Source organism: Melioribacteraceae bacterium, from assembly GCA_030584085.1.
Taxonomy (GTDB): domain Bacteria; phylum Bacteroidota; class Ignavibacteria; order Ignavibacteriales; family Melioribacteraceae; genus SURF-28.
In genome coordinates this window covers 3,322,804-3,340,340 of record CP129490.1, presented here as the reverse complement: position 1 = coordinate 3,340,340, position 17,537 = coordinate 3,322,804, and the positions used below count along the sequence as shown (strand labels likewise).

Genomic DNA, 17,537 nt, shown 5'->3' with positions numbered 1-17,537 from the left:
GGGGAAGATGTATAAAGCTATAATTCTAATCTTGTTCATTTCTTCATTCATATCGGCTCAAACTTTCGAGCCTGTCGAAGTCGGTCCGGTTGTTGAGGACGGAGGGGATTCTCGCGCAGTTAACTGGATCGACTACGACAATGACGGTGATCTCGATCTCTTCATCACAAACGGTCCGCGCAACGGTCAAAACAATTTCTTTTATGAAAATAATGGTGACGGTACTTTCACTAAAATTACAGATATCGCAATTGTTTTGGATAATTCCGCATCGGACGGAAGCACTTGGGGAGACATTGATAATGATGGTGATCTCGATCTATACGTTGCAAATTGGTGGGGTCAATCAAACAAATTTTATCTAAATAACGGTGATAAAACTTTTACAGAAATTACCGGTGAACTAATCAATGCAAGTAATTCATATTCAGAAACCGCAAGTTGGGGGGATTTTAATAATGACGGTTATCTTGATTTGCTTGTAGCTAACAGCGACGGAAACAGAAGAAATTTACTTTTCCAAAATAACGGCGATAACACATTTACTAAAATTAGTTCCGGTAATGTTGTAACAGATGCACATTATACACGCGATGTCGATTGGGTCGATATCAACGGTGACGGCTTGCAAGACATTTATGTTACAAATGAATCCGGTCAAAATAATGCGCTTTATATAAATAACGGTGACGGTACATTCGAAAAAGTTACCGACATTAATATTGTTCAAGACAGTAAATCATCGTGGAGCAGCAATTGGATTGATTACGACAACGACGGTGATTTTGATCTCTTCTATACAAACTGGAACGGTCAAAACAACTCTCTTTATCAAAATAACGGAGACGGAACATTTACCCAAATTACCGATGGCGATATAGTTAATGACGGCGGACATTCTTCCGGAAGTGATTGGGGTGATATAGATAATGACGGCGATCTAGATCTATACGTAGGTAATGCTTTTGCATCAACTGAAACGAATAATTTTATGTATATAAATAATGGTGACGGTACATTTACAAAAGTTGAAAATGAAATTACGAATGTCGGCGGTTGGACTTACGGTGTGAGCTTTGGTGATCTTAATCGAGATGGTTATCTAGATCTTGCAATAGCAAAATGCTACAGCGCAACCGAGAACAACGCACTATTTATTAACACAACCGGAAATAGTAATAATTGGATTATTATTAGACTTGATGCCGATTCGGATGCACAGCTTAACAACCGTGTCGGAATAGGTGCTATCGTTAGAATAAAAACAAATATTGACGGGAAGAATGTTTGGCAGGCAAGAAGAATTGAAGGACAAAACGGTTATTGCGCACAAAATTTAGAAGCTCACTTTGGATTAGGTAAGGCATCAAGTATTGACTCAGTAATTGTTGAATGGCCAAGCGGTTTAATTCAGGTTTACGATAATGTTGAATTAAATTCAGTTAATTCTCTTAAAGAAGATATTGACTTAAGCGTTGAAGATGATAGATCAGTACAAAATGATTTTACTCTATTTCAGAATTACCCTAACCCTTTTAATCCAACTACTACAATAAGTTATAACCTTTCAAAAGCGGGTAATGTAAAAATTGTTGTTTATGATTTACTGGGCAACAAAGTTACAGAGCTGGTAAATCAATACAGCTCTCCGGGTCTTTATTCCGTTTTATGGAAGGGGAATACAAGCACCGGGGAAACGGTCTCCTCCGGTGTTTATTTTTACTCTATGTATTTTGGGGAACTAAAAAGCTCTAAAAAAATGTTTCTTGTTAAGTAGCAAATTGAGCCTCCCAGCTTAATTAAAAGCCGGAAGTTCATTTTATTGAATGACCGGCTTTTTAATTTCATTGATAACAGAAAGCAATTTGAGGCGGCTAAACAAAGAGAAATCTAACTACTTTCGAATTACTATGAAGATTTAAATGGGAAAGTAAAAATAAAGCTGGAACCTTTACCTGGTTCACTTTCAACTCTGATTTTACCATTATGTTTTTCGACAAATTCTTTGCACAGAATAAGTCCCAGGCCTGTACCTGTTTCACCGCTTGTTCCGATTTTAGAATTTGTTGTATCCAGTCTAAATAATTTATCAATTGTTTCTTGATCCATTCCTACACCTGAATCCCGGACTTGTACTTCAACTAAACTCTCTTTTTGTTCGGCAAAAACACTTACCGTTCCACCCGAATTACTGAACTTAACTGAATTGGTCAGAAGATTCCGGAGAATTGTATTTAACATATCTTCATCGGCAAAGACTTTAAGATCGCGAGGTACATCTGCGGTTAACTCAATTTTCTTTTCATTAGCGGAATTTCTCAGTAATTGAAAATTCTCTTCAACAACGTCACTTAAAATTAATTCACTTGGATTAAATTCTATCCGACCGGTTTGTGCTCTTGACCATTGGAGCAAGTTCTGCAATAAGTTGTGAGAAAGATTGGCGGATTTCTCCATCTCAGCAACGTAGAATTTTCTTTCCTCGTCTGATAATTCGTCATAATCCGCAAGAAGAATATCCGAGAAACCTAAAATTGTTATAAAAGGATTTTTAAGATCGTGAGCAATTATTGAAAAGAATTTATCTTTGGTTGTATTCAATTCTTTTAATTCTTCTGAAAATTTCTTTATTGCCTCAGAATTTCTTTTTCTCTCGATTACTTGTGCTATCTGTTCAGCAACAAATACGAGAATTTGTTTTTCTTCCTCGCCATAAGTTTCGGCTGTATGATAATCCTGGACTACAATAACACCAATTGTTTTGCCTTCTACTTTTAACGGTACACCAAGCCAAATTAAAGTTGGTGTACCAATCATCTCAACTTCGCCGGTTTCTCTTAATTCAAGATCAAGCTTTTCATCGATCAATGTTGCTTCACCTTTTTTTAAGATATACTCCGTTAAACCTTTTCCGGCTTTTTTTGGCGGATATGGCGGATCATATTCGTCAACCATATACGGGAATGAAATTGTATCTGTTTTCTCATCATATATTGCAATGTAAAAGTTTATTACAGGCATTAAGGTGCTTACGGCTTCATGAATCTTTTTATACAATGCGACCATATCCGATGCAGTATAAGCAGCTTCGGAAATTTGGTAAAGTGCTTCCCGCATTACTTCAACTTTTTTTCTTTCTGTTATATCTCTAACAATTGCTAGAATTACATCATTGCCTGCTAGTTTAATTGGGGTTAAGGAAACCTCGGCATCAATCAGTTTATCACTTTTGGACTTGTGCTGCCAATAGAATCTTTGCGGAATACCGTTTTTAACTTGATGAATTTTTTCAGCGGCAGCTTCCGCTGACTTTTTTCCATCCGGTTGATATTCCGGTGAAAAGTGGAGAGGTGACTTACCAATGACTTCTTCTTTCTTACATTCAAATAGTTCACATACTGAATCATTACAATCAAGAAAAAGGTCGTCCATTAAAAACATAGAATCGGTAGAGCTTTCAAAAATGGCTTTATATGTTTTTTCGCTTTCCCGTAAAGATTTTTCTGCTTGTCGTGTTTCGGTTATATCTCTGAAACTCCATACACGACCAAGTATTTTATCCCCAAATTTCTGTGGTATTGAATAACGCTCGAAGATTCTACCATCCTTAAATTCTATTTCATCATAGCTGGATTTTTCCGGATGCCTGTACAGATCTTCAACTTTTTTTATAAACTGATCCGGATCTTTAAGCTGGTCTAAAATAAAAGCGAGCATTTTGTCATCATCTTTAGAAGCCAATAATGATGGCGGAATATTCCATAACTCTGCAAATTTTTCGTTGGTTAGTGAAACCTTCTTATTTGTATCAATAACCAAAATACCATCTGCGGTCGATTCAATCGTTGCTTCTAATAGGGAAAGATTATACTGACTCTCGTGATTTTGATCGATATTTAAATTTTGGGTTACTCCATCGTTAATTAACAAACGAAAGTTCTGTATTACCAATGAAGAAACTATTGCCGCTATCAACGAACTGAATAAAATAATCGGTATATCGTCAAAGAGTATAATTTCGTTACCAGACAAGTAATTTTTAATCAACACAAATAATAACATTACAATTATCATGGCACAAAAGATTAACAAAGCTTGATAGGACAATATTCTCTTTTTTTGAGTCAAAATCGTTTCCTTAATTATCCGCGGAAGAAAGTGATGAAAATCTGTTGATACAATTCATCATGGCTTTCCTAATAAAGTGAATTAAATATACGAAAATCCTTTTTATGTTGGACAAAAGATTTCACTTAAAATAATATTTTCTACATATTTAATTGCAATTCATTACTTTTCATTATGATTAATAATTCTCACAAGAGTAAAAAACATTAAAATTATAAACCGGGAAGACGGAGTTGTTATGAAAAAAGCAGTTTTGACTTTGGTTTTTATAAGCCTATTTTTTAGCGCGTGTGGACCTTCTAACAGTGTTAAAATTAACCAATTCACACCAACAGGAGAAGTTAACAATTTAACTACATTTACTGTTGAGTTTTCAGAGAACCTTGCACCAGCAGATATTCATGACCAATGGCTACAAGAAGAATTTATAGATTTCAATCCAAAGATTCCCGGTCAATTTAAATGGATTGATGCGAGTACATTAATATTTTCACCGGATGTTCCGCTTGAACCGATTCAGTCTTACACAGCTAATATCACAAAAAAAGTTTTATTCAATACAACATTTAGTCCCGATTTTGATGAAGTCAAATTTCACACCCCGGAATTTGATGTAGTTTCGGTAGATTTTTTCTGGACTAGGATCCCTAATCAAACTTACAAACTATCCGTTCAAGCTAATATTAATTTCAATTATGCGGTAAATCCGGACCAACTTAAGCAGTACATAAAAGTGTTTGTTGAAGGAGAAGAAATTTCAAACTATGAGATAGTATCGCAAAGCTCTAATCAAACAATAGCTATGAACTTTGGCGAAATTCAGCAATTGGATAAAGATCAAGAGTTTGAAATAAAAGTTGAAAAAGGATTAATGTCGATTGTGGGTAAAAAACCTTTAAGCGAATCACGTTCCTTTGCAAAAGATTTACCACCAATCACTAAATTACAAATTACTGGTGTTGCATCGGAATATAACGGAGAGATTACTTCAATAATTGTCGGTACTACACAAATGGTCGATGAAACAAAATTGAGAGATTATGTTGCTCTAAATCCCAAAAGTGATATGCAGTTCTTTGTAACAGAAAATTCGTTTCGTATCGAATCAAATCTTGATAACATGGAAACGGTTGAATTAAAAATAGAAAAAGGTTTACCCGGATTATATGGTGGTGAATTAGAGTTTGAATATGAACAAGTAGTTTCACTTGTAAGTTTAAATCCATCAATAAACTTTTCGGATAAGCGCGGCAAGTACTTAATGCTCGGCGGTAATAAAAATTTGCAGACAAACATTGTAAACGTTGATCAAGTTGAAATTGAAGTTTCTCAAATATTTAAAAATAATTTAGTTCATTTCTTGGATCGCTATTCTTATACATATGATGATTTCGAAGGTTATTACAATCCTTTCTTTTATGGTGAAAGTTTTGGAAGAACACTTTATACAGAAAAAGTTGAATTGAACTCAAGCCGAAATTGGCTTCAAAAATTAAACTTAAATTTAGATAAAGCTATTCAATCGGATCTAAAGGGAATATATACAGTTACAGTTCGCTCCGCTGAAGATAGATGGATACAAGATTCAAAAATGATTGCAATTTCCGATTTAGCAATTATTGCCAAGAGATCGGATAATCAACTTGTCGTATTTGTTAATTCCATTAAATCTGCAGAGCCGGTTTCAAATGTTAATGTCTCGGTAGTTTCATACAATAATCAAATTAGATTGGAAGGCACAACAAATGAATCGGGGATTATAACTTTTAATAACACTTCCGAACAATTGAAAGATTTTGCACCACAGTTAATCACTGCAGAATTAGATGATGATTTTAACTATATCGATCTACGTGAAACTTATGTTGAAACATCCCGTTTTGATGTCGGAGGAAAGACTGAATATGCCGATAATTATCAAGCATTCATTTATGGTGATAGAAATTTATACAGACCGCAAGATAAAGTTAACATCTCCGCTATAATCAGAAATAACTCAATTAATGTAGTGAAAGATTTACCGGTTATTATCAAAGTGTTTTCACCAACCGGAAAAATCTTTAATGAATTCAAAAAGGATCTAAACACTGAAGGCTCGTTTGAATTATCGTTTAATTTACCCGATTATGCATTAACTGGACAATATAGAGCTGAATTATCTATCGGGAATAATCAATTAATTGGTGTGTATTCTTTCAGTGTTGAAGATTTTGTACCCGATAAAATTAGATTAACTCTAAAAAGTGACAAAAAAAATTATTCTCCCGGAGAACAAGTTCAAATTGATGCTGATGCTGAATTTTTATTCGGTGCTGAGGCCGGTGGTTTAAGATATGAAGCCGATATTCAATTGCGTCACCAACCTTTCATCAGTAAAACATTTCCCGATTATGATTTTTCAAGATCAACTACTGAAAATACAGTTGTTCAAAATGGGTTTGTTGACGGTAATTTGGATGAGACCGGTCATGCTGATATTAAATACATTATTCCCGATGGAATTACATCGGGCGGAATATTAAAAGGTTATGCATTCGTAAGTGTTTTCGATTTAACAGGACGGCCTGTAAATCGAGTTACTGATTTTTCAATCTTTCCAAAAGAATATTTTGTCGGAGTTAAATCTCCCGGTTATTATTTCGGGACAAATGAAAAATTGAATTTCAAATCGGCTGTTGTTAATAATGACGATAAAGCTATCAGTAATTTTACAGGCACAGCTCAACTTGTTCGATATGAATGGAAAACAGTCCTCAAAAAAGATTACAGTGATAGCTATTACTACACCTCGGAAGAAGTTGAAATCTTAGAATGGCAAAAAGATATTAGTTACAGTAACGGTAAAGCAGACATTCAATTTGTCCTTTCTCACTCAGGTAAATATCAATTACGCTTAACAAAAAAGGGAAAAGAGAATGATGGGTTCGTTTTCAAGGAGTTTTACGCATACGGTTGGGGCAGTTCTACAGCATCGTCTTTTGAAGTTGACAAAGAAGGACGTATAGAAATTGTATTCGATAAGGAAAATTATGAGCCGGGAGAAAATTCAAAAATACTTTTCATGACACCTTTCGCCGGGAAAATGCTAATTACATTTGAACGAAATGGAGTTTACGAACATCAATACGTTGATGTAAATGATAGATCGTATGAATTAAATTTGAAAGCCAAAGATTCATTTATGCCGAATGTTTATGTAACGGCAACATTGTTCCGCCCTCATCAAGCGGAAAATAAATCGCCATTTTTAGTAGCACACGGTTTTGCATCGATGAAAGTTGAGAAGAAATCTAATAAACTTCCGGTTAGTATTGCCGCCAATGAAAAAATAAAACCAAATACCAAGCAGACAATTACAATAAAAACAGAATCACAAAAAAATGTCTTTGTAACATTAGCCGCGGTTGATGAAGGAATATTACAGATTAAGAATTATCAAACACCGGATCCATACGCTTATATGTACGCTAAACGCCCGCTTAAAGTTGATAGTTATGATTTATATAAGTTGTTACTACCGGAAATTGTTTCAACATCTTCTTCAACCGGTGGTGATATGCTAGCCGCAGAATTGCAAAAGCGTGCAAATCCAATTACCACAAAAAGATTTAAGCTGCTTTCATTCTGGAGCGGAATTAAAAGAACTGGATCAGATGGAATTGTTAAAGTAGAATTAGATATTCCTCAATTTAACGGTGAAGTAAGATTAATGGCCGTTGCTTATACCGAATCAAAGTTTGGAAGTGCAGAAAAATCAATTAAAGTTGCCGATGATTTAATCATAGAACCGGAAATTCCAAGAGTACTTTCAATAGGCGATTCACTAATTATGCCGGTTACAGTTATCAACACAACAGAGAAAGATGGAAGTGTAAAATTAAGTGTCGAAGTTGATGGCCCGATTAAACTTACTTCGAAATCAAATGTTGATCTTCAAGTTAAACCAAACTCAACGGCTAAAGGGAGTTTCGTTATTACAAGTAAGACAGAAGTCGGAAAGGCTAAGATAAAAATCTCTACAAGCGGTTTGGCAAATGTTTCGGAAAAAATTGAAATCGGAGTACGCCCAATTTCGCCATATGTTACCGAAACGGGTTCCGGAACAATAAAAGGTGATACTCAAACAAAAATAAAAATTCCGACAAATTTTTTAGACGGAACTCAATCATCGGTTTTGACAATAAGTAAATTCCCCGCAATAAAATTTGCAAAGCAACTCAAGAACTTGGTTGGATTCCCTTATGGCTGTTTAGAACAATCTGTTTCTAAATTATTTCCTCAAATATATTTTGATGAACTTGCCAAAGTGATTGCCCCGGAATTATACAGAACAAATAATCCCGTTTACTTTGTAAAAGAAGGAATTCGTAAAATAGAAGCAATGCAGTTATACGATGGTTCATTTGCATATTGGCAAGGCGGAAATTATACAAATGAATGGAGCCATGTTTATGCAGTCCATTTCTTACTTGAGTCGAAGAAAGCCGGTTATCAAGTAAATCAAGATGTATTGAACAAAGCAATCAGTTATATCCAAAATAAAGCTAAAGAAAGAAATGTAGTTGATTATACTTCTTATTCCGGTACTAGAAGAACAGTTAAGAAGATCGCAGATAAAGCTGTTATATATTCATTATATGTTTTAGCTCTTTCAGGAAAAGCTGATATATCAACAATGAATTATTACAAAGCGCGGCTGCATCTACTAACAGAAGACACCAAATATCTTCTCGCCGGTGCTTATGCATTGGACGGAAAATGGACATCGTATAAGCAAATGCTTCCGGAAATTTTCAAACCGGAATATTCCGAAAGGCAAACTGGAGTTTGGTTTGATTCGGAGGTGAGAGCAAATGCCATAATGTTAAATGTACTTTTGGAAGTTGATCCGACTAACGAACAAGTTCAATCAATGGTTAGACATTTATCATCATTAACCGATAAAATGTACTCAACACAAGATCAAGCATGGTCATTCCTCGCGCTTGGTAAAGCCGCAAATCTAAATGCCGATGCAGATGTAAATGTTGATATATTGATTGGTAATAAAAAACTCGCATCGTTCAACGGTAGAGATATTTCAATTAGTTCAAACGAATTGAACGGTGCGGAAATTTCTCTGAAAGGAAGCGGTAAAGGAGAAGTCTATTATTTCTGGAGTTCCGAGGGAGTTAAAGTAAACGAAAAAGTAAAAGAAAAAGATTCTTACATGGCAGTCAGAAGAACATATTATGATTACAGAACCGGAGACCCGGTTAATAGTTTTACGCAAGGTCAAATGATTGTAGCAAAAATTACTTTACAAGGGTTTGAACGATCGGCTGAAAATATTTTAATCACGGATATGATTCCATCCGGTTTTGAAATTGAAAATCCACGTCTTACAGAAGTAGGTAGACTGAATGTAAATTCAAGTAATTTGATGAATGTTCAATTCTCAGATATTCGTGATGATAGAATGATAATCTCAACCGAGTTAATAAGAAATAAAACAACAGAATTTTATTACTTGTTAAGAGTGGTTAACAAAGGAAAATTTGAATTACCCGCAATTGGTGCGGAAGCGATGTATGATAAAGAGCATAGTTCATATAACGGCGCAAAACAAATTAGAGTTCGATAAAACTTCTTAGCGTCTTTGCGTCTCTGCGGTTAAAAAATGGGACCGCAAAGGCGCAGAGTCGCAATAATTTTTATGACCGATAAACTAAGAAAGTTAACACAAAATATTTTATTCAGGTTAATTCTGGTAATTATATTTTTAGCTATTACACTCAATTTCATTTATCCACTCCCATCGACAAAATCATATTCAAAAACAATTTATTCCAATAATGGAACTCTGCTTAATGCTTATTTATCAGAAGATGATAAATGGCGAATGAGAACTAATCTCGATGAAGTAACACCCGATTTGGTAAAAGCAATTATTGAAAAAGAAGACGGTTGGTTTTATTGGCATCCCGGTGTAAATCCTATTGCAATTATTAGAGCTCTTGCTCAAAATGTTTTCAGCGGAACAAGGGTTTCCGGTGCATCAACCATAACAATGCAAGTTGCAAGGTTACTTGAACCTGCTGATAGAACTTATTGGAATAAGTTTTTAGAAATACTTAGAGCAATTCAACTGGAAATTCATTTTAGCAAAGATGAAATCCTTGAAATTTACTTAAGTCATTTACCCTTTGGAGGAAATATTGAAGGTGTTAAATCGGCATCGTTTATATATTTCAACAGACCTCCGGACAAATTGAGTTTATCACAATCAATTTTGCTTACAATTATTCCGAATGATCCAAACAAGCTGCGATTGGATACTAAGAATTCCAACACACTGACAAGAAGAAATATTTGGATTGATAAATTTATGGATGAAGAAATCTTTCCGATTCAAGATTTAAAGGATGCAAAAGACGAACCAATTATTTTTGCTCGTTATGAAATCCCAAACATTGCAGCTCACTTTTCAAGAAATATCTCAACTAAATTTAAAGATGACCAAATAATCTCCTCCCTCGATTTAAGTATTCAATACAAATCAGAATCACTGTTAAAAAAATATGTGAATCAAGTCACCGGGAAAGGAGTAACAAATGGAGCCGTAATCATAATCGATAATCAAAGTGCGAATGTTGTCGGTTATTGTGGTTCGGCCGATTTCTATAACAATTCAATTTCGGGACAGGTTGATGGAATTACTTCCGTCAGGGCACCGGGATCAACATTAAAGCCGGCATTATTTGCTTATGCGATTGATAACGGTTTTGTTACACCTCAAATGAAACTTCTTGATATTCCTACAGACTTTGGAGGTTATGAACCGGAAAACTATGATCTTAAATTTTACGGAGATGTAACGGCAGAGTTTGCATTAGCAAATTCCTTGAACATTCCGGCAGTTAGACTATTGCGAGAAGTTGGAATGAATAATTTTCTCAGTCTGTTAGAGCGTTCGGGTTTTGAAACTGTAGCGAATTCAAAAAGTAAGTTGGGACTTTCATTAATTCTTGGTGGATGTGGTGTAACGCTTGAAGAATTAACAAGATTATTCGCTTCATTTGCTTCGAAAGGAAATCTACCGAAATTGAATTATACGTTTACTACTAAAGAGAGTGAAAGTATAAAAATATTATCAGAAGAATCAGCATACATTGTCGGAAAAATATTGATGAAGAATGAACGGCCGGATTTTCCTGCTGAATTTTTATTTACTACAAAGCAACCAAGAATAGCTTGGAAAACTGGAACATCATATGGTAAACGTGATGCATGGGCAATTGGATTTAATCCAAATTATACAATTGGTGTTTGGATGGGTAATTTTGACGGTAAAGGTTCGCCTCATTTATCAGGTGCTGAAATGGCCGTCCCACTTTTGTTTGATCTCTTCAACGCAGTTGACTATGATTCACAAAATGAATGGTTTGAATTCCCAAAGAATCTTCGAACAAGAGAAGTGTGTACAGAAACGGGATTACTGCCTTCGAAATTTTGTGCGAATCTAATGGATGATTATTACATAGAAAATCACTCACCTATGACGAGATGTACATTAGATCGAGAGTTATTTGTTAATGAAGAAGAAACAATAGAATATTGTCCGGAATGTTTACCGAATGAAGGATACAAAAAAGTAGCTTACTCGTTTTATGATCCCGAATTAACATTATGGCAAAAGCGAAATAATGTTAACGTAAAACGACCACCAAAACATAACCCGGATTGCAGTGCAAAATTTAGTTCCGAAGGACCGAAAATAATCTCACCTTCAAACGAGTTTGAATATCTAATTGAAAAAGGAAATGAGGAAGAAATATTACTTCAAGCCGCTTCAGATCCGAATGTTAAAATTCATTATTGGTTTATTAATGATAAGTTTTATAAAAAATGTTCTCCGAGTGAAAAAATCTTTATGAAAGCTTCCGATGGTAAAATTAAAATTACATGTATGGATGACAGGGGAAGGGAAACAACTTTAAATGTGCAGTTGAGGAGTTATTAACAATATTTTTTATATTATAGTTATAAAAATGCAAAGTGCTCTATGAAAAAACTATTTGAAATAAAAAGCATAATTAACAACTCTAAACCTTATTTTGCAGAGAAATATGGACTTAAAAGTATTGCTGTATTCGGTTCATATGCTAGAGGGGATGAAACTGAATTAAGTGATGTTGATTTATTAGTTGAGTTCAATAGACCGATCGGACTTGATTTTGTGACTTTTGCCGATGAATTGGAGTTACTTTTAGAAGTTAAAATCGATGTGGTAACGAAGAATGCACTGAATAAAAGTATGTTTACACAAATTGAATCTGATTTGAATTATGTCTAAAAAAGATTGGAAAATATTAGTAAATGATATTCTTTTCGCTATTAACAAAATTGAAAATTATACCAATGAATTGTCCTATGAAGATTTTATTGTAAACGATTTAGTTAAAGATGCTGTTGTTCGTAATATTGAAATAATTGGTGAAGCTTCTAATAGAATTCCAGATGATGTTAAAGCACAAATTGATAAGATACCTTGGAAAAAACTTAGAGGTATTAGAAATAGAATTGTGCACGATTATTTTGGAGTTGATCAAGACATAATTTGGCAAATTATTTCGAAAGAACTGAGCGATTTAAAAGTAAACTTAAATCAACTATTAAATTCCAACTAAATTTTCAAGTCTGTCTAAAATCCTAACCATAGCAAATGTATCCAACTTGCAATATTCCAAAAGCTGTTTTTTTATTTCATCTATTTTTATAAAATCATCCATGTTCAACAGACTTTCATAAGCAAGAGAAGCTGTTCCACCGTCACCAATTTGCAAATCAGCATAACTTAACTCCGGAACTAGTGCGGGCAGTACATATTTTATTGAATATGAACCTTGCATCTCTGGGGTATAATAATACTTTTTCTGGAATGGAAGCATAATATCCTTTACCCTATCTAATAACTTATCAATTTTGTCAGAGTACTTTGGGTGGTCTCTCGCAATCTCTTTTAACCTTGTCATCTCAAAAGATTTGTTGTAAACAATAATATCGCCTTTATCACCAAGTACCTTTATCAAATTTTCAATAAACGGAATTCTTGGATCAATATGAGGATCAGCCAAAAATTCAAAGTGTATAAGTTCACTAGAAGCAGTTTCTTTGTAATGAACAGAATATTGAAATGGGATTTGTTGATATGGTTTTGAATAATCATATAAAGGAATCGGTGGCTGAAATGATTCAAAATCCACAAAGAACATAGGGTAATTAATTGTCTTTAAAAATTCACTGATTGCTTCTTTGTCAATTATTTCTTTATTCTTTAGCGTTCCCTCTATTTGCATCCATTGATTTGAATTTAATCCGGCATCTTCGGGAATATCTTCCATCTTTATTATTCCCTGGTCATAAAGCTCAAATTTCCTTCTGAGATGCATACCGGAAATATCAAACACAGAATTTTGTGGAATATGGTCCCAACAATAGCCGATAAATCCGCATGGATAAGGATCTGTGCAATGCATCCCGATATCTACTTTTGGGACTGCATTTTTTTCAAGTACTTTCTTTTGTCTAGCAATTTCTTTCGATACAAAAATTTGTTTTTTAATAACAGATTCCAATACCGATTCAAATTTGAATAACGAATTAATATCAAGTTTGCCATTCCTAACATACTGATTGTTTATATAAATGATTGCTATATCATTTACTTTATAACCCAGATTGCTGATTATCCAGTATTGAACTGCAGCATCGTTTAAGTGAACCTCATTTACAGATGTTGAGCTCTTCACTTCAAAAATATTCCAGCCGTCTTTATTTTTTACTACAATATCTGCTGCGGCTAAGACGTCATCATAAACAAAAGCAGCTTCGTAAATTACTTTTTCCTTGGCATTCATCAGTTGTTCGGTTTGTTCAATCGATTTAACGAAATTCATCGGTGAGTTTGGTGAAACATCTACTCCGTTTGGGAAAAGTTTTTGAGCAAATTTACCTACATCCGTCCCCCTTGCAAATATTGCTTGCTGCATCTCACTAAGTGGGTCAAGTAATTCCTTATTATTTTTATAAAGATAAAGATGCTTATCGCACTGAAGACCTTTTAGAAAAGTCGATTTACTGAGAATATGAGTTGAAACCATTATTTTCACAAAATTTTGCTCTTAAACTAACATTTATCTTTGATAAATTGAATTAAAGAATTAGTGAATTTGGAAAAATTGTTTTATATAATAATAAAGTTTTTTAAGAAATATGAAATCATCGCTTTTCTATTTGCTAATAATATTTCTATTAAGTAATCAAAAATTCTATATGCAAGAATACAGCAGCATTATAGTAGATTCGGATATGACGTTTGACGAAGCAGTCGCCGGACTCGAATTTCCTTTGGAAGTTAGGAAGAATCTCACTCTCATAAATGTGATGTACATTTCTTTTGATGAGAAAATTCATAAAGGACAAATTGTAATTCATAAACAACTCTCTGCCGAGCTAAAAGAAATTTTTGATGAACTCCTTGCAAAAAGATTTCCTATTGAAAAAGTGATTCCAATTGTGAAGTATGGCTGGGATGATGAAAAATCAATGGCAGATAATAATTCTTCGGCATTTAATTATAGGTTTATTGCTGGAACAGAAAAATTATCTAATCATGCATACGGTTTTGCAGTCGACCTAAATCCTTTCCAAAATCCTTACATAGTGGGTAAAAAAGTTTCTCCTTCAGGGAGTAAATACAATCCCAAACAAACTGGTACAATAACAGCAGAGTCAGTTATTGTTAAAATTTTCAAAAAACGAGGTTGGGAATGGGGTGGGGATTGGACAACGAAGAAAGATTATCAGCATTTTGAAAAATCAATTAAGTAGCTCGAACTTTCCTTTTATCAACAAAAGTATGCTAAAAATGGAGACGGACAATGCCCAACTAAGTTCATTGCCCAGGTTTATTCAACCATGTCTCCTTGGCGAAATATACAGTTTTTCTATTGAAAAGTATGAATGTGATATACCTCATTGTCAAAAATAAACTTAATGCTATATTTGTAATTAAAAATACAAAGGGTCTTTTATTGTGACACTTAGTACAATTGTATATTCAGCTTTATTGGTTTTTGCCTCTTTTGTTGTGGGAATTGTTTTTATCTCTTACGTTGCTTACAAAAGTAAAAACTCAGATTAAATATAAATTTTACGGCTGGTAAAGGTGTCGTGTCATTGGCTTTATTTTGATGCGGCACTTTTCTATTTTAAAGCATGAGGCAAAACGAAGCAATATCCCCAAAGTATGTTTTAGCAATTCTAGCAGGGATCGTCTATATCATTTTTTGTTTCGTAATTGATGTTGATAAAGGGGTTACGTTTTATAAATCAACCGCAAAAAATTATAGCTACTCTGATGGCAAATCTGATTTTGAAATTCCAAGCAACGAATTTCAATCGAAATCATCGATCGAATATCAGCATGTTGAATTAGATACGCTTGCCTATAAAATCCATCATGATCTAAAAAATTCTTACTTGATTGCTCGTGTAATTTGTTCTAACGAGAATATTATTTTAGTAAAGCTTGCAATCGATCCTCGTAACACGAAAGAATATGAATCTTATTTGATGAAAAAAGTTAGACTAAAAGCAGAGGTACATCAAATCAGAAAATTTCCGATCGAAAAGGAAATATTGGACTTCGAAGGTAATTTAGTTTGGAATCAACTACAGTATGATTATGTGTTGGAAGGAAATCTCGAAGAGATTATCTCAGTAACTCCTTTAATTGGATAGTAAAAGATTCTTCCCAACTTTATTCTCACTTTTCCTATTTTATCCCTATCAATTTTCTAATCTAAAGAAATGAACAGCACATTAAAGAAGATTATAATTCCACTGTTACTCGTTGTAATGCTTCCAATATTAAGCTATACATTTTATGAAATTACATCGCTAAACGAAACCGAAGAAGTTATTCAAGAAATATATTTGAACCAACTTGACGCGATTCTTAATTCGGTTAATCAATATTCTGACTTGGTAATTACATCTTGGGTTAATGATATAAACTCTGCTATTGATAAAAATGTTAACACTTATTTAAAGTCACAAAATATTTTTGATGAACTATTCCACCGTAACAAATCCTTATTGCAAATTTTTATAGTTCACGATACGCTTACACAAAATGGAATAACGTTTAAACAAGAAACAGCTTCTGATAAAGAAAAATTAAAAAATGTGATATCAGCAAACACCGGTAAAATTGAAAGACTTTTTAGGTACATTCAAGCTGATTATAGAAAGGTTGAACCGCTTGAATCAACTATTGGGCAAAATCAGTTCCTTGCTGTTTTATTAACCGTGAACCAAAAAGAAACACTCGCAATCATTGAAATTAATCCATCGATTTATATTGAAAATGTACTGCGCCCTTTAATTATCGAAGCGGCCGGAGAAAAGTTTGCAATCTCTTGTAACTCAGAAAATGATATTCATGAATTTAACTTTGATGAATCTGTTTCGGATAAACATCCGGATGTAAAAAGTAATCTATGGATTTTGCCGAACTACGAACTCGGAATTAAAATAAAAGGCAGAACACTTAAGGGGTTAACAGCAGAAAGAACTTATACTAACCTTATAATTCTCCTTTTTATGAATTTTATAATAATCGGGGGAATCATTTTTATTTACCGATCTATTCGTAAAGAAATTCAACTGGCTCAAATTAAATCGGATTTCGTCTCAAATGTTTCCCACGAATTGAGAACACCGCTTGCATTAATCAGTATGTTTGCCGAAACACTCGAAATGGGAAGGGTGCAGAATGAAGATAAAAGAAATGAGTACTATAGAATTATAAGTCAAGAATCAAATCGGTTAAGCAGAATTGTAAATTCAATTTTGAGTTTTTCTAAAATTGAAGCAGGAAAGAGAACTTACAATTTTTCGAATACTGATTTAAATGAACTTATCCAGCAGATATATGATAATTATAAATTTCATCTATCGAATAAAAAATTCAATTTTAGATTTGAACCAGCAGAAAATATTCTTTCTGTTAAAATTGATCGAGAAGCAATATCCGAAGCTGTTATTAACTTAATTGATAATGCTGTAAAATACAGCGAAGAGAAAAAAAGAATCGTTATACGAACTTTTAATCGGGTAAATGAAATCGGAATTGAAGTAGAGGATAATGGAATAGGAATTTCTAAAGATGATCAACAAAAAATCTTTGATAAATTTTTTAGAGTTTCAACCGGACTAGTTCATAACACAAAAGGTACCGGATTAGGTTTGACGATTGTTAAGCATGTTATTGATGCACATAATGCTAGGATAGAATTAGAAAGCGAACCGGGCAAAGGATCAACTTTTAGAATAATATTTAATGCAGTAATAAGTTAATACGG

General features: G+C 33.8%; 10 protein-coding genes. 8 read left to right on the top strand and 2 right to left on the bottom strand.

Annotation, left to right across the window (positions count from 1 at the left end):
- Nucleotides 1–7 precede the first annotated feature (7 nt).
- Nucleotides 8–1,777: an FG-GAP-like repeat-containing protein gene (locus QY331_15000; GenBank protein ID WKZ69267.1), complete on the top strand. Its 1,770-nt coding sequence runs from the start codon at nt 8–10 to the stop codon at nt 1,775–1,777.
- A 131-nt stretch (nt 1,778–1,908) separates the two neighbouring features.
- On the opposite strand, the gene QY331_14995 is transcribed toward QY331_15000, so the two are convergent.
- Complete coding sequence (locus tag QY331_14995) at nt 1,909–4,128, bottom strand: ATP-binding protein (protein WKZ69266.1); 2,220 nt, start codon at nt 4,126–4,128, stop codon at nt 1,909–1,911.
- Between the two features lie 238 nt (nt 4,129–4,366).
- Between QY331_14995 and QY331_14990 the strand changes: the two genes are divergently transcribed.
- The 4 genes from QY331_14990 to QY331_14975 all read left to right on the top strand — a co-directional run bounded on the left by QY331_14990 (nt 4,367) and on the right by QY331_14975 (nt 12,797).
- Nucleotides 4,367–9,751: an MG2 domain-containing protein gene (locus tag QY331_14990; protein ID WKZ69265.1), complete on the top strand. Its 5,385-nt coding sequence runs from the start codon at nt 4,367–4,369 to the stop codon at nt 9,749–9,751.
- Between the two features lie 72 nt (nt 9,752–9,823).
- Complete coding sequence (pbpC, locus tag QY331_14985) at nt 9,824–12,130, top strand: penicillin-binding protein 1C (protein WKZ69264.1); 2,307 nt, start codon at nt 9,824–9,826, stop codon at nt 12,128–12,130.
- Nucleotides 12,131–12,172: 42 nt separating this feature from the next.
- Entirely contained in the window at nt 12,173–12,463 is a 291-nt protein-coding gene (locus QY331_14980; protein ID WKZ69263.1) for a nucleotidyltransferase family protein, read from the top strand.
- Nucleotides 12,456–12,797, top strand: coding sequence for a DUF86 domain-containing protein (locus QY331_14975; GenBank protein ID WKZ69262.1), 342 nt, complete (start codon nt 12,456–12,458; stop codon nt 12,795–12,797). Before QY331_14980 ends, QY331_14975 begins: the two co-directional genes overlap by 8 nt.
- Here QY331_14975 and QY331_14970 read toward each other — a convergent pair.
- A complete protein-coding gene (locus tag QY331_14970; protein WKZ69261.1) occupies nt 12,783–14,270 on the bottom strand; it encodes a DUF2779 domain-containing protein in 1,488 nt (495 codons plus the stop codon). The genes QY331_14975 and QY331_14970 overlap by 15 nt on opposite strands.
- A gap of 112 nt (nt 14,271–14,382) precedes the next feature.
- Between QY331_14970 and QY331_14965 the strand changes: the two genes are divergently transcribed.
- The 3 genes from QY331_14965 to QY331_14955 all read left to right on the top strand — a co-directional run bounded on the left by QY331_14965 (nt 14,383) and on the right by QY331_14955 (nt 17,532).
- On the top strand, nt 14,383–15,000 hold the full coding sequence (locus QY331_14965; protein ID WKZ69260.1) for a M15 family metallopeptidase: 618 nt from the start codon (nt 14,383–14,385) through the stop codon (nt 14,998–15,000).
- A gap of 387 nt (nt 15,001–15,387) precedes the next feature.
- Nucleotides 15,388–15,912, top strand: a complete 525-nt coding sequence (locus tag QY331_14960; GenBank protein WKZ69259.1) for a hypothetical protein — start codon at nt 15,388–15,390, stop codon at nt 15,910–15,912.
- A gap of 69 nt (nt 15,913–15,981) precedes the next feature.
- The gene (locus tag QY331_14955) at nt 15,982–17,532 is read left to right on the top strand and encodes an ATP-binding protein (GenBank protein WKZ69258.1); all 1,551 of its coding nucleotides are present in this window, start codon (nt 15,982–15,984) and stop codon (nt 17,530–17,532) included.
- The last annotated feature ends 5 nt before the right edge of the window (nt 17,533–17,537 follow it).

What these genes read in the sequence shown, in the direction of transcription:
- QY331_14955 (WKZ69258.1), top strand. Translation starts at nt 15,982, where the DNA reads ATGAACAGCACATTAAAGAAGATTATAATTCCACTGTTACTCGTTGTA.
- QY331_15000 (WKZ69267.1), top strand. Translation starts at nt 8, where the DNA reads ATGTATAAAGCTATAATTCTAATCTTGTTCATTTCTTCATTCATATCG.
- pbpC (WKZ69264.1), top strand. Translation starts at nt 9,824, where the DNA reads ATGACCGATAAACTAAGAAAGTTAACACAAAATATTTTATTCAGGTTA.
- QY331_14990 (WKZ69265.1), top strand. Translation starts at nt 4,367, where the DNA reads ATGAAAAAAGCAGTTTTGACTTTGGTTTTTATAAGCCTATTTTTTAGC.
- QY331_14965 (WKZ69260.1), top strand. Translation starts at nt 14,383, where the DNA reads ATGAAATCATCGCTTTTCTATTTGCTAATAATATTTCTATTAAGTAAT.
- QY331_14975 (WKZ69262.1), top strand. Translation starts at nt 12,456, where the DNA reads ATGTCTAAAAAAGATTGGAAAATATTAGTAAATGATATTCTTTTCGCT.
- QY331_14970 (WKZ69261.1), bottom strand. Translation starts at nt 14,270, where the DNA reads ATGGTTTCAACTCATATTCTCAGTAAATCGACTTTTCTAAAAGGTCTT.
- QY331_14960 (WKZ69259.1), top strand. Translation starts at nt 15,388, where the DNA reads ATGAGGCAAAACGAAGCAATATCCCCAAAGTATGTTTTAGCAATTCTA.
- QY331_14980 (WKZ69263.1), top strand. Translation starts at nt 12,173, where the DNA reads ATGAAAAAACTATTTGAAATAAAAAGCATAATTAACAACTCTAAACCT.